General features: G+C 62.6%; 32 protein-coding genes and 1 tRNA gene. 25 read left to right on the top strand and 8 right to left on the bottom strand.

Annotated elements, in window-relative coordinates; translation table 11 throughout:
• Together ACWCIA_RS21400 and rpsJ are read left to right on the top strand one after the other, a co-directional pair.
• The coding region (locus tag ACWCIA_RS21400) for an EF-Tu C-terminal domain-related protein (RefSeq protein WP_454165953.1) at positions 1–173 on the top strand (173 nt) is incomplete at its 5' end.
• 177 nt (positions 174–350) lie between these two features.
• Positions 351–665, top strand: coding sequence for a 30S ribosomal protein S10 (rpsJ, locus tag ACWCIA_RS21395; protein WP_136219921.1), 315 nt, complete (start codon positions 351–353; stop codon positions 663–665).
• Positions 666–772: 107 nt separating this feature from the next.
• Here the strand turns inward: rpsJ and ACWCIA_RS21390 are convergent, their stop codons facing one another.
• Positions 773–910, bottom strand: coding sequence for a hypothetical protein (locus ACWCIA_RS21390; protein WP_454166503.1), 138 nt, complete (start codon positions 908–910; stop codon positions 773–775).
• A 170-nt stretch (positions 911–1,080) separates the two neighbouring features.
• Here ACWCIA_RS21390 and ACWCIA_RS21385 point away from each other — a divergent pair, with 170 nt between their 5' ends.
• Entirely contained in the window at positions 1,081–1,974 is an 894-nt protein-coding gene (locus tag ACWCIA_RS21385; RefSeq protein ID WP_454166502.1) for a hypothetical protein, read from the top strand.
• A gap of 39 nt (positions 1,975–2,013) precedes the next feature.
• Positions 2,014–2,286, top strand: a complete 273-nt coding sequence (locus ACWCIA_RS21380; RefSeq protein WP_454166501.1) for a hypothetical protein — start codon at positions 2,014–2,016, stop codon at positions 2,284–2,286.
• Positions 2,287–2,295: 9 nt separating this feature from the next.
• Here the strand turns inward: ACWCIA_RS21380 and ACWCIA_RS21375 are convergent, their stop codons facing one another.
• The 7 genes from ACWCIA_RS21375 to ACWCIA_RS21345 all read right to left on the bottom strand — a co-directional run bounded on the left by ACWCIA_RS21375 (position 2,296) and on the right by ACWCIA_RS21345 (position 9,133).
• Positions 2,296–3,552 (bottom strand): TerD family protein, encoded by a 1,257-nt coding sequence (locus ACWCIA_RS21375; protein ID WP_454166500.1) that lies wholly within the window; start codon positions 3,550–3,552, stop codon positions 2,296–2,298.
• 15 nt (positions 3,553–3,567) lie between these two features.
• Positions 3,568–4,461, bottom strand: a complete 894-nt coding sequence (locus ACWCIA_RS21370; RefSeq protein ID WP_454166499.1) for an HpcH/HpaI aldolase/citrate lyase family protein — start codon at positions 4,459–4,461, stop codon at positions 3,568–3,570.
• Entirely contained in the window at positions 4,454–5,548 is a 1,095-nt protein-coding gene (locus ACWCIA_RS21365) for a cysteine protease StiP domain-containing protein (protein ID WP_454166498.1), read from the bottom strand. The genes ACWCIA_RS21370 and ACWCIA_RS21365 overlap by 8 nt, the downstream gene beginning before the upstream one ends.
• Positions 5,545–6,297, bottom strand: a complete 753-nt coding sequence (locus tag ACWCIA_RS21360) for a hypothetical protein (RefSeq protein ID WP_454166497.1) — start codon at positions 6,295–6,297, stop codon at positions 5,545–5,547. The genes ACWCIA_RS21365 and ACWCIA_RS21360 overlap by 4 nt, the downstream gene beginning before the upstream one ends.
• Positions 6,275–7,459: a phosphoribosyltransferase domain-containing protein gene (locus ACWCIA_RS21355; RefSeq protein WP_454166496.1), complete on the bottom strand. Its 1,185-nt coding sequence runs from the start codon at positions 7,457–7,459 to the stop codon at positions 6,275–6,277. Before ACWCIA_RS21355 ends, ACWCIA_RS21360 begins: the two co-directional genes overlap by 23 nt.
• Positions 7,456–8,475 carry an ATP-grasp domain-containing protein gene (locus ACWCIA_RS21350; protein ID WP_454166495.1) on the bottom strand — a complete coding sequence of 340 codons (1,020 nt, stop codon included), beginning with the start codon at positions 8,473–8,475 and terminating at the stop codon, positions 7,456–7,458. The genes ACWCIA_RS21355 and ACWCIA_RS21350 overlap by 4 nt, the downstream gene beginning before the upstream one ends.
• An 82-nt stretch (positions 8,476–8,557) precedes the next feature.
• Positions 8,558–9,133, bottom strand: coding sequence for a TerD family protein (locus ACWCIA_RS21345; protein ID WP_454166494.1), 576 nt, complete (start codon positions 9,131–9,133; stop codon positions 8,558–8,560).
• 366 nt (positions 9,134–9,499) lie between these two features.
• On the opposite strand from ACWCIA_RS21345, the gene ACWCIA_RS21340 reads away from it, so the two are divergent.
• The 21 genes from ACWCIA_RS21340 (at position 9,500) to rplO (ending at position 18,906) form a co-directional block, all read left to right on the top strand.
• Positions 9,500–9,576 (top strand) — tRNA-Val (locus ACWCIA_RS21340).
• A 271-nt stretch (positions 9,577–9,847) separates the two neighbouring features.
• Positions 9,848–10,504 (top strand): 50S ribosomal protein L3, encoded by a 657-nt coding sequence (gene rplC / locus ACWCIA_RS21335; RefSeq protein ID WP_454166493.1) that lies wholly within the window; start codon positions 9,848–9,850, stop codon positions 10,502–10,504.
• 2 nt (positions 10,505–10,506) lie between these two features.
• Positions 10,507–11,127, top strand: coding sequence for a 50S ribosomal protein L4 (gene rplD / locus ACWCIA_RS21330; protein ID WP_379749601.1), 621 nt, complete (start codon positions 10,507–10,509; stop codon positions 11,125–11,127).
• On the top strand, positions 11,124–11,441 hold the full coding sequence (gene rplW, locus ACWCIA_RS21325; RefSeq protein WP_182990702.1) for a 50S ribosomal protein L23: 318 nt from the start codon (positions 11,124–11,126) through the stop codon (positions 11,439–11,441). Before rplD ends, rplW begins: the two co-directional genes overlap by 4 nt.
• Positions 11,441–12,268, top strand: coding sequence for a 50S ribosomal protein L2 (gene rplB / locus ACWCIA_RS21320; protein ID WP_182990703.1), 828 nt, complete (start codon positions 11,441–11,443; stop codon positions 12,266–12,268). Before rplW ends, rplB begins: the two co-directional genes overlap by 1 nt.
• A 10-nt stretch (positions 12,269–12,278) precedes the next feature.
• Positions 12,279–12,554, top strand: coding sequence for a 30S ribosomal protein S19 (gene rpsS / locus ACWCIA_RS21315; RefSeq protein WP_056337578.1), 276 nt, complete (start codon positions 12,279–12,281; stop codon positions 12,552–12,554).
• Positions 12,551–12,883 (top strand): 50S ribosomal protein L22, encoded by a 333-nt coding sequence (gene rplV, locus ACWCIA_RS21310; RefSeq protein ID WP_182991690.1) that lies wholly within the window; start codon positions 12,551–12,553, stop codon positions 12,881–12,883. The genes rpsS and rplV overlap by 4 nt, the downstream gene beginning before the upstream one ends.
• A gap of 11 nt (positions 12,884–12,894) precedes the next feature.
• Positions 12,895–13,722, top strand: coding sequence for a 30S ribosomal protein S3 (gene rpsC / locus ACWCIA_RS21305; protein ID WP_454166492.1), 828 nt, complete (start codon positions 12,895–12,897; stop codon positions 13,720–13,722).
• 2 nt (positions 13,723–13,724) lie between these two features.
• Complete coding sequence (gene rplP, locus ACWCIA_RS21300; RefSeq protein ID WP_005663456.1) at positions 13,725–14,144, top strand: 50S ribosomal protein L16; 420 nt, start codon at positions 13,725–13,727, stop codon at positions 14,142–14,144.
• A 12-nt stretch (positions 14,145–14,156) separates the two neighbouring features.
• Positions 14,157–14,348 (top strand): 50S ribosomal protein L29, encoded by a 192-nt coding sequence (gene rpmC / locus ACWCIA_RS21295; RefSeq protein WP_159698333.1) that lies wholly within the window; start codon positions 14,157–14,159, stop codon positions 14,346–14,348.
• Complete coding sequence (rpsQ, locus tag ACWCIA_RS21290) at positions 14,345–14,617, top strand: 30S ribosomal protein S17 (RefSeq protein ID WP_020655684.1); 273 nt, start codon at positions 14,345–14,347, stop codon at positions 14,615–14,617. Before rpmC ends, rpsQ begins: the two co-directional genes overlap by 4 nt.
• A 233-nt stretch (positions 14,618–14,850) precedes the next feature.
• Positions 14,851–15,219 carry a 50S ribosomal protein L14 gene (gene rplN / locus ACWCIA_RS21285; protein WP_005663451.1) on the top strand — a complete coding sequence of 123 codons (369 nt, stop codon included), beginning with the start codon at positions 14,851–14,853 and terminating at the stop codon, positions 15,217–15,219.
• Between the two features lie 9 nt (positions 15,220–15,228).
• Positions 15,229–15,543, top strand: coding sequence for a 50S ribosomal protein L24 (rplX, locus tag ACWCIA_RS21280; protein ID WP_454166491.1), 315 nt, complete (start codon positions 15,229–15,231; stop codon positions 15,541–15,543).
• A 4-nt stretch (positions 15,544–15,547) separates the two neighbouring features.
• A complete protein-coding gene (gene rplE / locus ACWCIA_RS21275; protein WP_379749610.1) occupies positions 15,548–16,087 on the top strand; it encodes a 50S ribosomal protein L5 in 540 nt (179 codons plus the stop codon).
• Positions 16,088–16,091: 4 nt separating this feature from the next.
• On the top strand, positions 16,092–16,397 hold the full coding sequence (gene rpsN / locus ACWCIA_RS21270; RefSeq protein WP_036240351.1) for a 30S ribosomal protein S14: 306 nt from the start codon (positions 16,092–16,094) through the stop codon (positions 16,395–16,397).
• A gap of 14 nt (positions 16,398–16,411) precedes the next feature.
• Positions 16,412–16,807: a 30S ribosomal protein S8 gene (gene rpsH, locus ACWCIA_RS21265; protein WP_379749613.1), complete on the top strand. Its 396-nt coding sequence runs from the start codon at positions 16,412–16,414 to the stop codon at positions 16,805–16,807.
• 10 nt (positions 16,808–16,817) lie between these two features.
• A complete protein-coding gene (rplF, locus tag ACWCIA_RS21260; protein WP_290423799.1) occupies positions 16,818–17,351 on the top strand; it encodes a 50S ribosomal protein L6 in 534 nt (177 codons plus the stop codon).
• Between the two features lie 12 nt (positions 17,352–17,363).
• The gene (rplR, locus tag ACWCIA_RS21255; protein WP_454166490.1) at positions 17,364–17,726 is read left to right on the top strand and encodes a 50S ribosomal protein L18; all 363 of its coding nucleotides are present in this window, start codon (positions 17,364–17,366) and stop codon (positions 17,724–17,726) included.
• A 12-nt stretch (positions 17,727–17,738) separates the two neighbouring features.
• Positions 17,739–18,257, top strand: coding sequence for a 30S ribosomal protein S5 (gene rpsE, locus ACWCIA_RS21250; protein ID WP_036208946.1), 519 nt, complete (start codon positions 17,739–17,741; stop codon positions 18,255–18,257).
• 11 nt (positions 18,258–18,268) lie between these two features.
• Positions 18,269–18,448 carry a 50S ribosomal protein L30 gene (gene rpmD, locus ACWCIA_RS21245; RefSeq protein WP_036246278.1) on the top strand — a complete coding sequence of 60 codons (180 nt, stop codon included), beginning with the start codon at positions 18,269–18,271 and terminating at the stop codon, positions 18,446–18,448.
• Positions 18,449–18,474: 26 nt separating this feature from the next.
• Complete coding sequence (gene rplO, locus ACWCIA_RS21240; RefSeq protein ID WP_454166489.1) at positions 18,475–18,906, top strand: 50S ribosomal protein L15; 432 nt, start codon at positions 18,475–18,477, stop codon at positions 18,904–18,906.
• Positions 18,907–18,912 lie beyond the last annotated feature (6 nt).

The following is an 18,912-nucleotide window of genomic DNA, read 5'->3' as shown; positions in this document are numbered from 1 at the left end:
TGACCGGCTCGATCGAGCTGCCAGCGGACAAGGAAATGGTCATGCCAGGCGATAACGTGTCGATCACCGTCAAGCTGATCAACCCGATCGCGATGGAAGAAGGTCTGCGCTTCGCAATCCGCGAAGGTGGCCGTACCGTCGGCGCAGGTGTTGTTGCCAAGATCATCGCCTAATCAAGCTGTGATCGCCGGCGGGGCAACGTCCCGCCGGCACAACAAGAGGGGCAGAACTTCGGTTCTGCCCCTCTGTTTAACGAGGAACGGTGATATACTTTCGCTCCTTTGCAGTACGTAGTACCTGACAAATCATTGCCGGCGATAAGCCGGTTCGTTCTTTTTCAAGGAAACAGCATGTCCGCAAACCAGAAAATCCGCATCCGCCTGAAAGCGTTTGACTACAAACTGATCGACCAGTCCGCACTGGAAATCGTCGACACCGCCAAGCGCACCGGCGCTGTGGTCAAGGGCCCGGTCCCGCTGCCGACCCGCATTCAGCGTTTCGACGTCCTGCGTTCGCCGCACGTCAACAAGACCTCGCGCGACCAGTTCGAAATCCGTACGCACCAGCGTCTGATGGACATCGTGGATCCGACCGACAAGACCGTTGACGCACTGATGAAGCTGGACCTGCCAGCTGGCGTCGACGTCGAAATCAAGCTGCAGTAATCAATTTCTGGCACCGGCGGCGCAATCCGCGGGTGACAAAATAATCGGGGCCGGGAAGGGCCGCCATCTGGCGGACTTTCCCGGCCCCGATGCTTTTGGCCGTCCGCTCAGTGCGTGAGCCGATACAGCTGCCGGCCGATCATGTCCCCGAAGGGAAGAGACAGCAAAAACACCGACAACAGGACAATGCCGATCACGCAGTAGCGGACCAGGTCGTTGGGGATGAGTCGCTTGAGTCGCTTCATATCGCCTCCAGAAAAGGTCGATCATGCTCCGCCGGCAACGCAGCGAAACGAGATGACGCAAACGGCCTCTGCCAGGCATTCGCCGCTCTTGCCTGAAGTCAATCATGTTATGACAATCGCCATGGCTTTTTGATAACGCGACAGGCGAGGGCATGATGCAAGCGGCAAGAATGGCGGCAGGAGCATACGCAACAAAGCTGAACGACACCAGCTGGCCGACGCTGCTGGGCTACGCCTGGGCCGCGTTCATTGCCGTCGCCGTGTTGAGCCTGGCCACTCCGGAGCCGTGGCGCGCGAGTGTCAAGGCGCTGAGCCTTGCGCTGCCGCTGATGCTGATCGTCGCCAAGGACCTGTCCTCGCTTCCCGATGTCGCAGCCCGGCTGCGCGCGCTGCGCCGGCAGGGCGCGGGTGCGGTCTCCCTGCTGGCGGCATGCCTGCCTCCCGGCCTGGTCGGCCTCATGCGTCTCGACCGCGCACTCTGGCGCAGCTTTTTCTGCTGGCTGCGCCGCCAGCCTGCGCCGCCACGTCCAGACGGCACGAAATTCACCTTCCTCGAGCAGGGCGCGTATTCGACCGTGCTGGCCATTGGCCTGTTTTCCGTGCTGGTGGAGCTGCCGCTCGATGCAGCGATCGTGCCGCTGCTTATCGACGATCCCACGATGGTGCGCAACATCCACATCGCGGTCGCGCTGGGCAGCCTCTACACCCTGGCCTGGCTGCTGGGCGACCGCCGGCTGGTGCGCGGCGGCTGCCACGTGATGACCGCCACCCATCTCGACCTGCAAATCGGCGCGCGTGCCAGCGCCCGCATCCCGCTGGAGGCGATCGAGGACGCGCAGGCCCTGCGTGTACCGGTCGCGCAGTGGCGCCGGGCTTACCCCTTCCACCACAGGGAAGGGGTGACCATCACGCCCTTCGACAAGCCGAACCTGGTCCTGCGCCTGCGCCCCGATGCCGGCTGCACGATCACGCACCACGGACTCGAACGGACCGGCGTGCGCTACGTGTTCCTCTACCTCGACCGGCCGGAGCGCCTCGTCGCCGCGCTCGCACCACGCGCCTGACGCTCCGCGGCATTGTCAAACCTGCGAACAAGGGATCCCGTGAAGCGCACCTGGCCGGCTTTCTTCTATTTCCTGCTCCTGCTGCTGATATTGCTGTTCCTGGGATTTGGCGCTTATGCGTCCCATTCCTTGCCCATGCAGCTCGCCACGGCCGCGATGGCGCTGGGCTTCCTGGTCGCGTTCATTCACTTCACGCGCCCGGAAGACCGGATCGCCGGCAAGCTGGCCGGCGTGCTGAACGTCGCCGCCGGCGGCCTGCTCCTGGCAGCCCTGGTCGTGTGGCTGCTGCACACCTTCGCCGCCGTCGGCTGACACCGGCGCTCAGTCCTTCGAGCCGGTCTTCCAGCGCAATCCAAAACCGAAGCGTCGGTCCATCAGCTCGTGCGCGCTGGTGCGGCCCTGCTGCTCGAAGTACTCGACCATCTTCGTGACCTGCAGCTGGCCACCCTGGTTTTCGATCATGGCGATCGCGCACATCATCTGGTTGCCGCCCTGGTCGAGGCGCACCTCGATCGGCGGCTGGTTCGGCACCGCGATCGTCACCACGCCATCGGTCGCCGACCAGTTCGGCACGCCCTCATAAATGAAGGAGAAGATGATCGCGCGGCGGATCTGCGCGAACTGGTCGCCATTGATCCACAGGTTCTCGCCGGTGCTCGAGGAGCCGGTGCGGTCGTCGGCATCGAGCTTGATGTACGGGGCGCCGCCGTAGTCACCCCAGGCATTGCCGAGCGCCTGCACCAGGCCCTTGCGGCCGTCCGCCAGCTCGAACATGCAGCCGAGGTCGAGGTCGATGCCGCCCGAGCGCCGGCGCCCGCCAGTCGCGCCGGCCAGTGCACCGCTGAGGCGCCCCAGCAGGCCGCCTTTTTCGGGAGCGGGCGCGGGTGCCGGCGCCATGTTGCCGGACTGGTTCCAGTTCAGGTTGACGTGGATGCGTCCGAAACCGGCGCTGCCGCGCTTGTCCAGCGAGACCTTGTCGCCCCGCTTTTCCAGCGTGACTTTCGAGAGCGAGACCTTCGGTGCGGCCGGCGCTGCCTGTTGCGACGCAGCTTGGGCCGACTGCGCAGGCGCCGCCTCGGTGCCGCCAAAATGCTTCAGCAGCGCCGACAAGCCGCCATTGAAACCCTGGCCGACCGCGCCGAAGCGCCACTGGCCGTCGCGCCGGTAGATCTCGGCCACGATGACCGCCTTTTCGTCGCCGAAGTCCGTGCCCGACCACGGGAAGCGCAGGGCGCTGCCCAGGGTCAGCGAACTGGCGCCGAGCGCGCGCATGGTTTGCGCGCCGTCGATGGCGGCCACGAACACCAGCTTTGCGATCGAGGCTGGGAGCGCATCGAGGTTGACGTTGAAGCGCGCGCGGCCCGCGCCGAGTTCAAGGCGCACCGCGTCGCCCGGGCTGGCGAGCTGGTTATAAAAAATCATGTAGCGGTCGTCGGACAGCTTGTCGGCGCCGTCCAGCCCGAAGCAGGAGACGTCGACCGAGAAGCCGGCGGCGCTGATGTCGACGTCGACCGGGAAGCTGCTGCCGACGCCCAGGTCCGCCAGCTTGCCCTTCTGGCCGCGAGAGAATGTATTCATGTGCTATCCCTTATCCTAAAAATTGGCGGTGTCCGCGTGGTGGGCGCCGAACAGGCGCGACTGGGCGACGGTGCGTTCGGCCCAGGCGCGGTGGGTCGCCACCTCGCACATCGAGTCGTGCATCTTGAAGACGGCCGGGCTGTTCTCGTCGAGGATGGCGTGGGCCGCGGCCAGGTCCTGCGGTTTGACCTTGTAGTGCTGCTCGATCGGCGTGATCTGGCTCGGGTGGATCGCGGTCTTGCCGACCATGCCGTAGGCGATATCTTCCAGCACCTCCTGGTCGAGCAGTTCCGGCAGGTCGAGGTGTTCGAACACGGGCGCGGTGAGCATGAAGCCGTGGGGGCGGAAGATCGTCACCAGGCGCGCGATCACGGGGCCGAGCGGGGTGCGGTAGATGGTCATGCCGCGCGGGCGGCGCAGGCCGAGCAGGGCCAATAAATCGTTGCCGCCGATGCGCAGCGCCAGCACGCGGTTGCGCACGCCTGGCGCCTGCAGCAGGTCGCGGAAGGCTTCCATTTCGCGCTCGCTGAAGACCTCGGCCGTCTCCAGCGTCGGCATCAGGACGTGGTCGGTGTCGCGCACCTGCCGGTAATAGGATTCGAAGTTGTGGCGGGTCGCCTTGGGGATGACGAAGCCGGTCAGCTTGTGCACGCCCGGCATGGCCAGCACGCGCGCCAGCACCTCGGGGCTGCGCACGCGCACGAAGCGCTCGACGTCCACGCTTGCCTGCATGTTCTCGAGCACCACCGACAGGTTGAACAGGGCCCAGCCGAGGTCGCGGTCGGCCACGGAATCCTCGGTGCAGAAGATCAGCGAGCGCGCCTGCGGCAGCTTCTCGCCGTTGGCCACCTGCAGCAGGCTTTTGTGGTTGGCTGGCACGTACAGCGACGCGCCCATCGATTTATGCATCCGATGCACTCCTGATCAGGGAAACAGCTTGGTAAGGCAGCGCCGCGTCGATCTCGACGGGCACCTGTTTTTCCTCGGCGAGCAGGCGCAGGTGCGCCGTCGCGGGATGAGAGGCTTCGCGCAGCAGCAGCAGGCGCGGCACGCGCCGCAGCAGCACCCGGGTCGCCTCGCCGATGCCCGGTTTGACCAGGTTGACGTCGGCCACGCCGTAGCGCTGCATGGCCGCCTCGAGGTAGGCGCGCGAGCGGGCTGCGGCCGCCTGCCGATCGACCGCTTCGGGTGCGCCGGTGTAGGTGTAGGCCAGCGCCAGCCGTTCCAGCTCGTCCACGAAGGCTTGCGAGCGGTCGTGCGGTTTGAAGGCCTCGTACAGCACGCAACCGTGGAAATCGCCGGGGCCGATCGCCGCATTGATGACCGAGCGGCTGACCAGGCCCGACACCGTCGCATTCAGGATGCTCGAAGGGATCAGGTAGTCCTCGCAGGAGGCGGCCACGCTGGCCGCGCCGGCCAGGTCGGACAGCACGTGCAGGCCGCTGTCGATGCTTACCTTATGCTCGCGGTTGAAACGTTCGATCGAGCTTGCCAGCTCGCGTGCGATGACGCCCTTGCCGGTCCAGCCGTCGACGAACACGATCGACGCAGGGGCATGGCCCTGCGCGAGGATATGGCGCAGGGCATTCGCATCGATGCCGCGGTCGCGCACGATCGACACCGAATAGTGGGTTGTCGCCCGCCCATGCACGCGCTCGAGCAGGCGTTTCAGGACCACCCCGACGGGGGTGCCGCCGCGCGCCAGCGAAACGACCGTCACGGAGCCGTCGCGCCGCCCCGCGATCAGTGCGGCCAGGTGCACGCAGTCGCGCGCCATGCGCTCGCCGTTGGCGCGGCAGGCCTCGTCGAAGACTTGCAGGTAGCGGCTCGAGGGCAGGCGCTCCGGCGACAGCATCTCGCTGTAGTGGCGCTTGCCGGACTGGATCAGCGCTTCCTTGTCCGCAATATCCACCAGGTCGGCTGCAAACGCGGCCAGCGGCAGGGGTTTCAGCAGGAAGCGCACATCGTCTGCCTGGTAACTGCCCGAGAAATTCACAGCGCCTCCACCGTGAGCTTCGCGAGCTGGGTTCGGCGCGGGATGATCGCGTAGTCGCAATCGGCCATGAAGCGCGCGTCCGAGCGGCTGTCGCCCATGCCGAAGGTGACGATCTCCCCGTGCTCGCGGCGCAGGCGTTCGCGCACGTAAGCGACGGCGTCGGCCTTGTCCAGCGCCTTCGGCAGGACCGCGAGGTTGTTGCCGTTGCGGTGGACGCAGTAGTCACCATTCCCGTCCGCGATCCACGGCAGCACCGCCTCGCGCTCGACGCGCTCGAGGTTCAGGGCGACCTTGTCCGGGTCCTTGACGACGATGAAGAAGGGCGTGCCCGCGTCTTCGACCAGGCGCGCGCGGCCGCCGTAGCCGGTTTGACCGCACCAATCGTCGATGCGGCCGGCGAGCTGCTGCAAGCCGGGCAGGGCGGCCGTCATCAGGGCGTGCATGCGGCCCTGCCAGTCGCGGTCGATTTCTCCGCCGGGCTGCAGGATCACGCCGCCGAAATTGAGCACGACGTAGCTCGAAAAGCCGAGGTCGACGCGGTGAAAGGCGTCGAGGCTGCGCGCGGTGGTCGGGATCACGGTCATGCCCTCGCTGACGAAGGCGAAGAAGGCGCGCTGGGCGGGCGTGGTGTACGAACAGATGCTGCCGTCGCTATAGTAGGCGGCGGGCTCGAGCGCATCGCGGGTCGCGCATTTTTCGAGCGTCTGGAACAGGGTGTCGTCCAGGTCAGCGAACAGGAACTTCTTCAACGTGGTCCTCGGTATGGAAGTGGAACAGGCGCGCATGGAGCTCGCGCGCGAATGCGTGCAGGGTCTCGCCCGCGGGCGTCTCGTGGCAGACCAGCACGTGGTCGTACTGGCCGGGCGCGACGTTGTACAGGAAGTTGGCGATGCCTTCGCCGTAGTTGTCGGGGAAGGTCATGGCGGTCGACACCGCGCCCCAGGTGAGGATGGGCGAGCGCGTGGTCGACTGCACGACGACATCCAGGCCGCGGCGTTCCAGCGCGGCGCCGAGCAGGGTCGACGCGTGCATGAATTCGCCGGTGCCGAGCACCAGCACCTTTTCGTGTGGGGCGATCTGAGCGGCCAGCCGCTCGGCCAGCGCCTCGGGCGCACGCAGGGCGCGCGCCAGGCCGAGGCGGCCGAATGCCGTGCTGGCGCCGCGTTCGGCGCGGGCATCGTAGCGCTGGGCCGGTGCGGCGTCGACCGGGCAAGGGGCGGGCTCGAAGCGGTATTCGCCTTCGAGCAGCGCGCCCATCGTCGCCGGCAGCGCGAAGCGCTCGGTGAGGGCCGTTGTTGCCGCCTGGCCCATGAAATTGGCGATGACCGCCAGGTGCACCCGTTCAATCGCCGGGTTCAGGCGCTGGCAGGCGCGGGTCAGGTTCAGGAAGGTGTTGCCGGTGCTCGCTTCGTCGTCGACCAGCACGATGGTACGCGCGTTCAGGAGCAGCGACTGTTCGTGGGCGCCTGCCGGCAGGTGCAGGAACTGGCGCGGCGCGTGGCTGTGCGCCTCCTCGAATTCGATGATCGGGCCGCTGCCGACGCGGTAGCGCGTGGTCTGCAGGAACAGCGCCTCGCGCCCGGAATGGGCGCGCAGCCAGGCTTCGAACACGCCCTGGCCGAGGCCGACGGCCGTTTCGGCCATGGCGATGAAGACGACCGGGCCCTCGCCCTCGGGCACCTGGTCAGCCAGGCGTGCGTGGACGTCCAGCATGCGCGCTGGCTTGACCGGCCAGTGCTTGCCGAGCACCTTGCTGACGAACAGGAAGCCGCGCTTGGCGTTGGCGCGGGCGGCAAAGCCGAGCAGGGCGTCGAGTTCCTCGGCGCCGGCGTGCAGCGCGACCTCGAGCAGGCCGGTCGGCAGCTGTTGGCTCAGGTGCTGGGCAGGTGCCCCATCGATGCGCGCGTTCATGCCAGCTCCACGGCGTGCGACTGCTCGCCGACGCGCATGCCGTCACGCACCGGGGCGATCTCGACGCCCGCGTAGCCGTCGGCGAAGCCGCGCAGCGCGATGTAGGGCAGGTTCGGGCCGGCAATGCACGCCATGGCGATCCCGCCCGACATGCGCGGGTTAATCTCGAGCAGGCGCGGCTTTCCTGCGCTCTCCCTGAACTGGACGTTGAAGATGCCGTTCAGCCCGTGCGTCCTGCACAGTTGGGCGGTGGCGTCGAGGATGTCGGCGCGCTGGTCGATGCGCTGGCCGGCGCCGGCGCCCTGCGATTTGCGCCGCACCACGGCCGTCACCAGGCGGCCCCTGTCGCCGACGCAGTCGACGCTGTATTCGCGTCCTTCCAGGTATTCCATCAGGAGCATCGTGCGGAAGTTGCCCATCTCGCCCAGGCCGCGCCGGAAGTCGGCCAGCGACACGTGGTATTCCGCGCCCGCCATCAGCAGTTGCGCGGCATTGCGCTCCTCGTCGAGCACGGCGAAACCGAGGCCGTAGATCGAGTGCGAGGGTTTCACGCACAGTGTCGAATGGCGCCGGCGCAGCGTGTCGTAGGCTTCCTCGAAGCCGGCGGCATCCTCGAAGCGGCGGAACTCGGCCACGGGCGCGCCGGGGAGATCGGTCTCGGCATAGAAGCGCGCCTTGTCGTGGATGAGCTGCAGCGCATCCTCCGACCCCGCGCTCAGGACGCGCGTGCCGGCCGCCTCGAAGCGCGCATGGAAGCCGGCCAGCAGCGTCGCCTCCCGTCCGGGCACGAAGATGTCGACCCTTTGCTCCCGGCAGAAGGCGAGGCACCAGTCGACGTATTCGTCCGGCGCGAGGCCGGTCGGCTCGGGGTGGAATTCGTGGGCCACGCGTGCGGCCGGCGTGCGGGCATTCGGATTGCTGTGGATGATGTGGAAACGCCCGCCGGTGTCGGCTTCGCGGATCAGGTCGATCGCGGCATACACGGACGAGAAGGTGCGATTGAACCAGACGCGCATGAAATCCTTCGTTGCAGGGAGAGAGATGCCCCGTGGCCGGCGGGGCGGAGAGCGAGGCCGCAAGGCCTCACGGCCGCAGCGTTCAGACGTTGACGCCGAAGGAGCGGGCGAGGGGACCCAGGCCGCCGTTGTAGCCCTGGCCGACGGCGCGGAATTTCCAGTCCGCGCCTGCGCGGTAGAGTTCGCCGAAGATCATCGCGGTTTCGGTCGAGCTGTCTTCGGACAGGTCGTAGCGCGCCAGTTCGGCGTTGCCGTTGGCGTTCATGCAGCGGATGAAGGCTTTACCGACCATGCCGAAGCTCTGGCGCCGGCTCTCGGCGTCGTGGATGGTGACGCAGAACGAGATCTTCTCGACGTCGGCCGGGACGCGCGACAGGTCGACCGTCACCGTCTCGTCGTCGCCCTCGCCCTGGCCGGTGGTGTTGTCGCCGTTGTGGACGACCGAGCCGTCGCTCGACTTCAGGTTGTTATAGAAAATGAAGTCGGTATCGGCACGCACCTTGGCGTCGGACTTGAGCAGGAAGGCGGAGCCGTCGAGGTCGAAGGCGGCGCCGTCGGTCGAGCGCGGGTCCCAGCCCAGGCCGACGATGACCTTGGTGAGGTTCGGTGCTTCCTTGCTGAGGTTGACGTTGCCGCCTTTTTGCAGACTGATTGCCATTACAGCTCCTTTCGTGGGATGAATCGGATGTGTATCGCGCGGCCGTGCGGGCCGCGTGGGCGCTGGTGTGAATATAGCGCTAATTGACGAATATTACACATCGGGTCTTATGGCAGACTTAGGCGGGCTGGGCGGTATGGGCAGGCCCTCAGCGTGTACACAAGTGTCCACGCTACGAAACTCGCGGTCGCAAGGGTTTGCCGCCGCGAGTCAGCGGCCTCATCCGTAGGGTGGGCATTCATGCCCACGCGGATCATGCACACTACGAACGGAACAGGCAGCAGCCCCACGAGCGCCCGCCCAAACCACCCGCGCACAACTCAGCTATTGCAAACCTGTTGAACCCTTGGCATAATGCGGCTCCCCGGGCGGTTAGTTCAGTTGGTTAGAATACTTGGTCGACATCCAAGGGGTCGCAGGTTCGAATCCTGCACCGCCCACCAAACACTCCAAATAGTCGCGGCGCTTTCGAAGCGCTGCAGAGAAAAGGCGCAATAGTGCCTTTTCTGTGCTGGCCAGCCAGGCCAGATTCCTTCTTCTCCAGGACACTGCGAAAAACGCGCAACAGGGGCGACATACCCCCGATTATCTTGTTGCGTCAAGCCCTTTTGCGCGCTATACTAGCCGGCTTCGGTATGGGATCGTCGTTCAGATTCTGTACGTTTTTAGTAGTTCAACTACCCCCGCCCAATCGTAGGTGGGAATGGAGAAAAAATGAGCTTGGGCCTTCTCGGTCGCAAGGTTGGCATGATGCGCATCTTCACGGATGACGGGGACTCGATCCCAGTTACTGTGCTCGACGTGTCGAACAACCGTGTCGCACAAATCAAAACTCCTGAAACCGACGGCTACGCCGCTGTTCAGGTCGCATTCGGTCAACGTCGCGCTTCCCGCGTGACCAAGGCTGTTGCGGGTCACCACGCAAAAGCAGGCGTCGAAGCTGGCACCATGCTGCGCGAATTCCGCGTTGACGCTGCTAAGGCAGCCGAGCTGAAAACTGGCGACACCGTCAATGTCTCGCTGTTCGAAGTGGGCCAGAAGATCGACGTGCAAGGCACCTCGATCGGTAAAGGCTACGCCGGTACCATCAAGCGTCACAACTTCGCATCGGGCCGTCAGACCCATGGTAACTCGCGTTCGCACAACGTTCCTGGCTCCATCGGTATGGCGCAGGATCCAGGCCGCGTGTTCCCAGGCAAGCGCATGACCGGTCACATGGGCGACGTCACCGTCACCACCCAGAACCTGGAAATCGCACGCATCGACGCTGAGCGTCAACTGCTGCTGGTCAAGGGTGCCGTTCCTGGCGCGAAAAACGGTCAAGTGATCGTCAAGCCAGCCGTCAAAACCAAAGCACAGAAAGGAGCTTAATTATGGAACTTCAGCTCCTGAATGAGCAAGGTCAAGCCGGCGCCGGCGTTGCAGCTGCCGATGAAGTCTTCGGTCGCGAATACAACGAAGCCCTGATCCACCAGGTCGTGGTCGCCTACGCTGCCAACGCACGTAGCGGCAACCGCAAGCAAAAAGACCGTGAAGAAGTCAGCCACACCACGAAGAAGCCATGGCGCCAAAAAGGCACCGGCCGCGCTCGTGCTGGTATGTCGTCGTCGCCACTGTGGCGCGGCGGTGGTCGCATCTTCCCGAACTCGCCTGACGAGAACTTCACCCACAAGGTCAACAAGAAGATGTTCCGCGCAGGTATCTGCTCGATCTTCTCGCAGCTGGCCCGCGAAGGCCGTCTGAGCGTTGTCGAAAACCTGTCGATCGAAGCTCCGAAGACCAAGCTGCTGTCGCAAAAGCTGCAGGGCATGGGCCTGGAATCGGTCCTGGTGATCACCGACACCATCGACGAAAACCTGCTGCTGGCATCGCGTAACCTGCCGCACGTGCTGGTTGTCGAGCCGAAAGCAGCCGACCCGATGTCGCTGGTGTTCTACAAGAAAGTCCTGGTCACCAAAGCTGCACTGGCCAAGATCGAGGAGATGTACGCATGAGCACCGCAATCAAATTTAGCGAAGAGCGCCTGATGAAGGTGCTGATGGCTCCGGTCATTTCCGAGAAGGCCACCTTCGTCGCGGAAAAGAACGAGCAGATCGTGTTCAAGGTCCTGCCTGACGCGACCAAGCCGGAAATCAAGGCTGCCGTCGAGCTGCTGTTCAAAGTCGAAGTGGAATCGGTCCAGACCGTGAACCGCGAAGGCAAACAGAAGCGTTCGGGCCGTTTCAACGGTCGTCGCAACCACACCAAGCGTGCTTTCGTGTGCCTGAAGCCAGGCCAGGAAATCAATTTTGTCGAGGAGGCTAAATAATGGCACTCGTTAAGATGAAGCCAACCTCCCCAGGCCGCCGCGGCATGGTGAAAGTTGTGACCGAAGGCCTGTACAAGGGCCGTCCGTTCGCAGCACTGGTTGAGAAGAAATCGAAGACTGCTGGCCGTAACAACAACGGCCACATCACCACCCGTCACATCGGTGGCGGTCACAAGCAACACTACCGTCTGGTTGACTTCAAGCGCCAGAAGGACGGCATTCCTGCCAAGGTCGAGCGTATCGAATACGACCCGAACCGTACCGCGCACATCGCACTGCTGTGCTACGCGGACGGCGAGCGTCAGTACATCATCGCCACCAAGGGCATGGCTGTCGGCGACAGCGTCATGAACGGCTCGGAAGCGCCGATCAAGTCGGGTAACTGCCTGCCGATCCGTAACATCCCGGTCGGTACTGTGATGAACTGCGTCGAAATGCTGCCAGGTAAGGGTGCCCAGATGGCCCGTACCGCCGGCGCCGCCGTGGTCCTGATGGCCCGCGAAGGCACCTACGCCCAGGTTCGCCTGCGCTCGGGTGAAGTCCGTCGCGTGCACATCGAGTGCCGTGCAACCGTGGGCGAAGTCGGCAATGCCGAGCACAGCCTGCGCAAGATCGGTAAGGCCGGTGCAATGCGCTGGCGCGGTGTTCGTCCTACCGTTCGCGGTGTGGTCATGAACCCGATCGATCACCCGCACGGTGGTGGTGAAGGTCGTACGGCAGCTGGTCGTCATCCAGTGTCGCCATGGGGTCAACAGACGAAGGGCAAGAAGACGCGTTCGAACAAGCGTACTTCTTCGATGATCGTCTCGCGCCGCGGCAAGAAATAAGGGATAACACATGACTCGTTCATTGAAAAAAGGGCCGTTCGTTGACGCCCACCTGGTGAAAAAAGTCGAAGCCGCGCAAGCGAACAAAGACAAAAAGCCAGTCAAAACCTGGTCGCGCCGCTCGACGATCACGCCTGACTTCATCGGTCTGACGATCGCTGTGCACAACGGCAAGCTGCACGTGCCGGTGTACGTCTCCGAGAACATGGTTGGCCACAAGCTCGGCGAATTCGCGCTGACCCGTACGTTCAAGGGCCACGCCGCTGACAAGAAGGCGAAAAAATAATGGAAACTAAAGCTATCCTCAAAGGCGTGCGCCTGTCGGAACAAAAGGGCCGCCTCGTTGCGGACCTGATCCGCGGCAAGAAAGTTGACGCAGCACTCAACATTCTGCAGTTCAGCCCGAAGAAGGGCGCCACCATCATCAAGAAGGTTCTCGAGTCGGCCATTGCCAACGCGGAACACAATGACGGCGCCGATATCGACGAGCTGAAGATCACCCAGATCTACGTTGAAAAAGGTCCGATCCTGAAGCGCTTTACGGCACGTGCCAAAGGCCGCGGTGATCGCATTTCGAAACAATCCTGTCACATCTACGTGACTGTCGGTAACTAAGGAGTCACACGATGGGACAGAAGATTCACCCAACAGGCTTCCGCCTGTCCGTCACCCGTAACTGGGCGTCGCGCTGGTACGCCGGCAACGGCAACTTCGCTGAGATGCTCAACGAAGACCTGAAGGCACGCGCCTTCCTGAAGAAGAAGCTGAAGAACGCTTCGGTCGGCCGCATCGTCATCGAGCGTCCAGCCAAGAACGCGCGCTTCACCATCTACTCGTCGCGTCCAGGTGTCGTGATCGGTAAAAAAGGCGAAGACATCGAAGTGCTGAAGTCGTCGCTGACGAAGATCATGGGCGTGCCCGTGCACGTCAATATCGAAGAGATCCGCAAGCCGGAAATCGATTCGCAGCTGATCGCCGACTCGATCTCGCAGCAGCTCGAAAAGCGCATCATGTTCCGCCGCGCGATGAAGCGCGCCATGCAAAACGCCATGCGTCTGGGTGCCGTCGGCATCAAGATCATGTCGTCGGGCCGTCTGAACGGCATCGAAATCGCACGTACCGAATGGTACCGCGAAGGCCGTGTGCCTCTGCACACCCTGCGCGCCGATATCGACTACGGCACCAGCGAAGCATCGACCACGTACGGCATCATCGGCGTCAAGGTCTGGGTCTACAAGGGCGACCGTTCGGTCACCGGCGAAGCCCCAGTCATCGACACCCCGCCGGACGAGAAGAAGCCACGCGGCCCACGTCGTGACGATGGCAAGCCATCGCGCGGCCCACGCCCAGCTGGCGGTGCCCGTCCAGCCGCAGCGCCAACCGTGCGTGCGCGTCCAGCCGTCAAGCTGGCGACCCCGGCCGCTGCTGCACCAGCTGAGAAAGCAGGAGAATAAGCATGCTGCAACCATCGCGCAGGAAGTATCGTAAAGAGCAGAAAGGCCGTAACACCGGCATTTCGCACACCCGCGGCACCGCGGTCTCGTTCGGCGAATTCGGTCTGAAGGCAGTTGCCCGCGGCCGTATCACCGCACGCCAGATCGAAGCGGCACGTCGCGCCATGACCCGTCACATCAAGCGTGGCGGTCGTATCTGGATCCGTATCTTCCCGGACAAGCCGATTTCGAACAAGCCGGCCGAAGTCCGTATGGGTAACGGTAAGGGTAATCCGGAGTACTACGTCGCTGAAATCCAGCCAGGCAAAGTCCTGTATGAGATGGACGGCGTCGCAGAAGAACTGGCGCGCGAAGCATTCCGCCTGGCCGCTGCCAAACTGCCACTGGCTACCACCTTCGTGGTGCGCCAGGTCGGCCAATAACAGGAGTTGAATATGAAAGCATCGGAACTCCGCGGCAAGGACCAGGAAGCGCTGCAAAAGGAGCTGAGTGAGCTGCTGAAGGCCCAGTTTGGCCTGCGCATGCAAATCGCTACCCAGCAGCTGGGCAACACCGCGCAGCTCAAGAAAGTACGTCGCGACATCGCGCGTGTGAAGACTGTGATGAACCAGAAGGAAGCCAAATGAACGACACCACTAAAACGGCGCTGAAGCGTACGCTGGTCGGCAAAGTCGTGTCCGACAAAATGGACAAGACGGTGACCGTACTGATCGAACGTCACGTGAAGCACCCGCTGTACGGCAAGATCATCGTGCGCTCGAACAAGTATCACGCGCACGACGAGACCAACCAGGCCAAGACCGGTGACACGGTCGAGATCGCGGAAGGTCGTCCGATCTCGAAGACGAAAGCTTGGACTGTGACCCGTGTTGTGCAGGTTGCACAGGTACTGTAAGCACTAAAAATTTGTCTTGCGTGGCCCGCTGGTATCTGCGATACTAGCGGGCTTCGTTCATGTGTTGCCGCAGTTTGTCTCCCTCGGTAACTGCGGCCTGTACGAAGCTAATTGGAAAGTCCAATCACCCAAACGTAGTGCTCCAGCAGGGGCGGTGCGGCGGGACCAAGACTGACCGCAGGCCTACGGTTTACCGTGGGGTTTCTTCGGCTTAAGTTGGGAAAGAAAATACTATGATTCAAACTGAAAGCCGGCTCGAAGTAGCCGACAACACGGGTGCAAAAGAAGTTTTGTGCATCAAGGTGTTGGGCGGCTCCAAGCGCCGTTATGCGAGCATTGGCGACATCATCAAGGTAACCGTCAAGGTTGCTGCGCCACGTGGTCGCGTCAAAAAAGGTGAAATTTATAACGCTGTGGTTGTGCGTACCGCTAAAGGTGTGCGCCGCCAAGACGGCTCCCTGGTGAAGTTCGACGGCAACGCCGCCGTTCTGCTCAATGCCAAGCTGGAACCGATCGGCACCCGTATCTTCGGACCAGTGACCCGCGAACTGCGCACTGAAAAGTTCATGAAGATCGTGTCCCTGGCACCTGAAGTACTGTAAGGAGTCGTAATGGATAAGATTCGTAAAAACGACGAAGTCATCGTTTTGGCCGGTAAAGACAAGGGCAAGCGTGGCGTGGTTTCGCGTCGCGTCGACGCCGAGCACGTGATCGTCGATGGCGTGAACGTCGCCAAGAAGGCCGTCAAGCCAAACCCGATGACCGGCGTCCAAGGTGGTATCGTCGACAAGGCGATGCCGATTCACGTCTCCAACGTCGCGCTGTTCAACGCTGCGACCGGCAAGGCTGACCGCGTAGGCTTCAAAGACCAGGACGGCAAGAAAGTCCGCGTCTACAAGTCCTCCGGCGAAGTTGTGAAGGTTTAAGATCATGGCCCGTCTCCAACAATTCTACAAAGAAAAAGTCGTCGCTGACCTGACCGAGAAATTCGGCTACAAGTCGGTGATGGAAGTGCCGCGCCTGACCAAGATCACCCTGAACATGGGTGTGGGCGAAGCGATCGCCGACAAGAAAGTGCTCGAGCACGCTGTCAGCGACCTGACCAAGATCGCCGGCCAGAAGCCAGTCACGACCAAGTCGCGCAAGGCAATCGCAGGTTTCAAGATCCGCGAAGGCTACCCGATCGGTACGATGGTCACCCTGCGTGGCAACCGTATGTACGAGTTCCTGGACCGTTTCATCACCGTGGCCCTGCCGCGCGTGCGTGACTTCCGCGGTGTCAATGGCAAATCGTTCGATGGTCGTGGCAACTACAACATCGGTGTCAAGGAACAGATCATTTTCCCTGAAATCGATTACGACAAGATCGACGCGCTGCGTGGCATGAACATCTCGATCACCACGACCGCTAAGACCGACGACGAAGCCAAAGCGCTGCTCGCCGCCTTCAAATTCCCGTTCAGGAACTAAGAGCATGGCAAAACTTGCACTGATTAACCGCGAACAGAAGCGTGCAGACCTGGTGGAGAAATTCGCCGCAAAGCGTGCAGCTCTGAAAGCAATCATCGACGACCAGTCGAAGACCGAAGAAGAGCGTTACGAAGCGCGCCTGAAACTGCAGGCACTGCCACGTAACTCGGCGCCGACCCGCCAGCGTAACCGCTGCGCCATGACCGGCCGCCCACGTGGCACGTTCCGCAAATTCGGCCTCGCCCGTACCAAACTCCGTGAATTCGCCATGAAGGGCGAAATTCCGGGTATGACCAAAGCCAGCTGGTAATAGGAGAATAAGCAATGAGTATGAGCGATCCTATCGCCGATATGCTGACCCGCATTCGCAACGCACAAACTGTTCAGAAGACCACGGTCGCAATGCCGTCGTCGAAAGTCAAGGTTGCCATTGCCAACGTCCTGAAGGACGAGGGTTACATTGAGGATTTCGCCGTGACCACCGAAGGTGGCAAGTCGGAACTGAAAATCGGTTTGAAGTATTACACCGGCCGTCCGGTTATCGAGCGCATCGAGCGCGTGTCCCGTCCTGGCCTGCGTGTCTACAAAGGCAAAGACGAGATCCCGACCGTCATGAACGGCCTGGGCGTCGCGATTGTGTCGACCCCGCAAGGCGTGATGACTGACCGCAAAGCCCGCGCCAATGGCGTCGGCGGCGAAGTTATCTGCTACGTAGCTTAAGGAGTAGACGATGTCTCGAGTAGCTAAGATGCCAATCGCTGTCCCAGCTGGCGCCGAAGTGGCGATCACTGCAGCAGCGATCACGGTCAAAGGCCCACTGGGCACCCTGACCCAGCCGCTGAACGGCCTGGTCAAGGTAGAAAACAACAACGGCACGCTGACGTTTGACGTGGTCGACGATTCCCGCGAATCGAACGCCATGTCGGGCACCCTGCGCGCCCTGGTCAACAACATGGTTACCGGCGTCACCAAGGGCTTCGAGAAGAAGCTGAACCTGGTCGGCGTGGGCTACAAGGCAGCAGTGCAGGGCAACGCCCTGAACCTGTCCCTGGGCTTCTCGCACCCGGTGCTGCACGCGATGCCGGAAGGCGTCACCGCAGTGACCCCGACCCCGACCGAAATCCTGATCAAGGGTATCGATCGCCAAAAGGTCGGCCAGGTTGCCGCTGAAGTGCGCGCTTACCGCTCCCCTGAGCCTTACAAGGGCAAGGGCGTCCGTTATTCGGACGAGGTGGTGAAGCTTAAAGAAACCAAGAAGAAATAATCGGAGCTGACGATGGACAAGAAAGAATCGCGTCTGCGTCGCGGACGCCAAACCCGCATCAAGATCGCGCAGCAAGGCGTGAACCGCCTGTCGGTTCACCGCACCAACCTGCACATCTATGCGAACCTGATCAGCCCGGATGCGAAGGTCCTGGTTTCGGCTTCGACGCTGGAAGCAGACGTGCGCGCCGAACTGGCTGGCCAAAGCGGCAAGGGCGGCAACGCTGCCGCAGCTGCCCTGGTTGGCAAGCGCGTCGCAGAGAAAGCACTGCAAGCAGGAATCACCGAAGTTGCGTTCGACCGCTCCGGTTTCCGTTACCACGGCCGTGTCAAGGCGCTGGCTGAAGCCGCGCGTGAAGCCGGTCTGAAGTTCTAAGGAAGAATTGTCATGGCAAAAATGCAAGCGAAAATGGCAAGCGACAAGCCGGATGATGGCATGCGCGAAAAAATGATCGCGATCAACCGCGTGACCAAAGTGGTCAAGGGTGGTCGTATCATGGGTTTTGCAGCGCTGACCGTGGTTGGTGACGGCGATGGCCGCATCGGCATGGGCAAGGGCAAGTCGAAGGAAGTTCCTGTCGGCGTGCAGAAGGCGATGGAAGAAGCCCGCCGCAACCTGATCAAGGTGCCTCTCAAGAACGGTACGCTGCACCACACCGTCACCGGTCGTCACGGCGCCTCGCGCGTCATGATGTCGCCAGCCAAGCCTGGTACCGGCGTCATCGCTGGTGGCGCAATGCGCGCTATCTTCGAAGTGATGGGCGTGACCGACGTGGTCGCCAAGTCGACCGGTTCGTCGAACCCGTACAACCTGGTTCGCGCGACGCTCGACGGCCTGTCGAAAATGAGCACTGCTTCCGATATCGCTGCCAAGCGCGGCAAGTCGGTTGAAGACATCCTGGGTTAAGGGGAACAAACATGGCAAACACTGTCAAAGTCAAGCTCGTCAAGGGCCTGATCGGTACCCGTCAGGATCACCGTGCCACCGTGCGCGGCCTGGGTCTGCGTCGTGTCAACTCGGTCTCCGAGCTGCAGGACACCCCATCCGTGCGTGGCATGATCAACAAAGTCGCGTACCTCGTTAAAGTTGTATCGTAAGCCTCGGCTTGCGAACGGAGAAAACAATGGAACTCAATACCATTCAACCAGCTGACGGCGCCAAGCACGCTAAGCGTCGCGTCGGCCGCGGTATCGGCTCCGGCCTGGGCAAGACCGCCGGTCGCGGTCACAAGGGTCAGAAGTCGCGTTCGGGCGGCTTCCACAAGGTCGGCTTCGAAGGCGGTCAGATGCCTCTGCAGCGTCGTCTGCCGAAGCGCGGCTTCAAGTCGCTGAACGCTACGTTCAAGGCTGAAGTGCGTCTGTCGGACCTGAACGCCCTGGCCGTCGGCGATGTCGACATCCTGGTGCTGAAGCAAGCAGGCATCCTGCCAGTGGTGGCGCGCGACGTGCGCGTGATCCTGTCGGGCGAGATCACCCGTGCGGTGAACCTCAAGGGCCTGAAGGCAACGGCGGGCGCGAAAGCGGCTATCGAAGCAGCTGGCGGTTCGGTCGCCTAAAGCGGC

Source organism: Massilia sp. SYSU DXS3249, assembly GCF_053668055.1.
This window is presented reverse-complemented; position numbering and strand designations above follow the sequence as displayed.

Excerpts from the sequence above, each read along its gene's own strand:
- ACWCIA_RS21385 (WP_454166502.1), top strand. The coding sequence starts at position 1,081 with ATGGCGGCAGGAGCATACGCAACAAAGCTGAACGACACCAGCTGGCCG.
- ACWCIA_RS21375 (WP_454166500.1), bottom strand. The coding sequence starts at position 3,552 with ATGAATACATTCTCTCGCGGCCAGAAGGGCAAGCTGGCGGACCTGGGC.
- rplE (WP_379749610.1), top strand. The coding sequence starts at position 15,548 with ATGGCCCGTCTCCAACAATTCTACAAAGAAAAAGTCGTCGCTGACCTG.
- rplD (WP_379749601.1), top strand. The coding sequence starts at position 10,507 with ATGGAACTTCAGCTCCTGAATGAGCAAGGTCAAGCCGGCGCCGGCGTT.
- ACWCIA_RS21350 (WP_454166495.1), bottom strand. The coding sequence starts at position 8,475 with ATGCGCGTCTGGTTCAATCGCACCTTCTCGTCCGTGTATGCCGCGATC.
- rplR (WP_454166490.1), top strand. The coding sequence starts at position 17,364 with ATGGACAAGAAAGAATCGCGTCTGCGTCGCGGACGCCAAACCCGCATC.
- rplX (WP_454166491.1), top strand. The coding sequence starts at position 15,229 with ATGGATAAGATTCGTAAAAACGACGAAGTCATCGTTTTGGCCGGTAAA.
- rpsJ (WP_136219921.1), top strand. The coding sequence starts at position 351 with ATGTCCGCAAACCAGAAAATCCGCATCCGCCTGAAAGCGTTTGACTAC.
- rplO (WP_454166489.1), top strand. The coding sequence starts at position 18,475 with ATGGAACTCAATACCATTCAACCAGCTGACGGCGCCAAGCACGCTAAG.
- rpsE (WP_036208946.1), top strand. The coding sequence starts at position 17,739 with ATGGCAAAAATGCAAGCGAAAATGGCAAGCGACAAGCCGGATGATGGC.
- ACWCIA_RS21390 (WP_454166503.1), bottom strand. The coding sequence starts at position 910 with ATGAAGCGACTCAAGCGACTCATCCCCAACGACCTGGTCCGCTACTGC.
- rplF (WP_290423799.1), top strand. The coding sequence starts at position 16,818 with ATGTCTCGAGTAGCTAAGATGCCAATCGCTGTCCCAGCTGGCGCCGAA.
- rpmC (WP_159698333.1), top strand. The coding sequence starts at position 14,157 with ATGAAAGCATCGGAACTCCGCGGCAAGGACCAGGAAGCGCTGCAAAAG.
- rpmD (WP_036246278.1), top strand. The coding sequence starts at position 18,269 with ATGGCAAACACTGTCAAAGTCAAGCTCGTCAAGGGCCTGATCGGTACC.
- rplC (WP_454166493.1), top strand. The coding sequence starts at position 9,848 with ATGAGCTTGGGCCTTCTCGGTCGCAAGGTTGGCATGATGCGCATCTTC.
- rpsN (WP_036240351.1), top strand. The coding sequence starts at position 16,092 with ATGGCAAAACTTGCACTGATTAACCGCGAACAGAAGCGTGCAGACCTG.
- rplW (WP_182990702.1), top strand. The coding sequence starts at position 11,124 with ATGAGCACCGCAATCAAATTTAGCGAAGAGCGCCTGATGAAGGTGCTG.
- rpsC (WP_454166492.1), top strand. The coding sequence starts at position 12,895 with ATGGGACAGAAGATTCACCCAACAGGCTTCCGCCTGTCCGTCACCCGT.
- rpsS (WP_056337578.1), top strand. The coding sequence starts at position 12,279 with ATGACTCGTTCATTGAAAAAAGGGCCGTTCGTTGACGCCCACCTGGTG.
- rplP (WP_005663456.1), top strand. The coding sequence starts at position 13,725 with ATGCTGCAACCATCGCGCAGGAAGTATCGTAAAGAGCAGAAAGGCCGT.
- ACWCIA_RS21355 (WP_454166496.1), bottom strand. The coding sequence starts at position 7,459 with ATGAACGCGCGCATCGATGGGGCACCTGCCCAGCACCTGAGCCAACAG.
- rpsH (WP_379749613.1), top strand. The coding sequence starts at position 16,412 with ATGAGTATGAGCGATCCTATCGCCGATATGCTGACCCGCATTCGCAAC.
- ACWCIA_RS21345 (WP_454166494.1), bottom strand. The coding sequence starts at position 9,133 with ATGGCAATCAGTCTGCAAAAAGGCGGCAACGTCAACCTCAGCAAGGAA.
- rplN (WP_005663451.1), top strand. The coding sequence starts at position 14,851 with ATGATTCAAACTGAAAGCCGGCTCGAAGTAGCCGACAACACGGGTGCA.
- rpsQ (WP_020655684.1), top strand. The coding sequence starts at position 14,345 with ATGAACGACACCACTAAAACGGCGCTGAAGCGTACGCTGGTCGGCAAA.
- ACWCIA_RS21370 (WP_454166499.1), bottom strand. The coding sequence starts at position 4,461 with ATGCATAAATCGATGGGCGCGTCGCTGTACGTGCCAGCCAACCACAAA.
- rplB (WP_182990703.1), top strand. The coding sequence starts at position 11,441 with ATGGCACTCGTTAAGATGAAGCCAACCTCCCCAGGCCGCCGCGGCATG.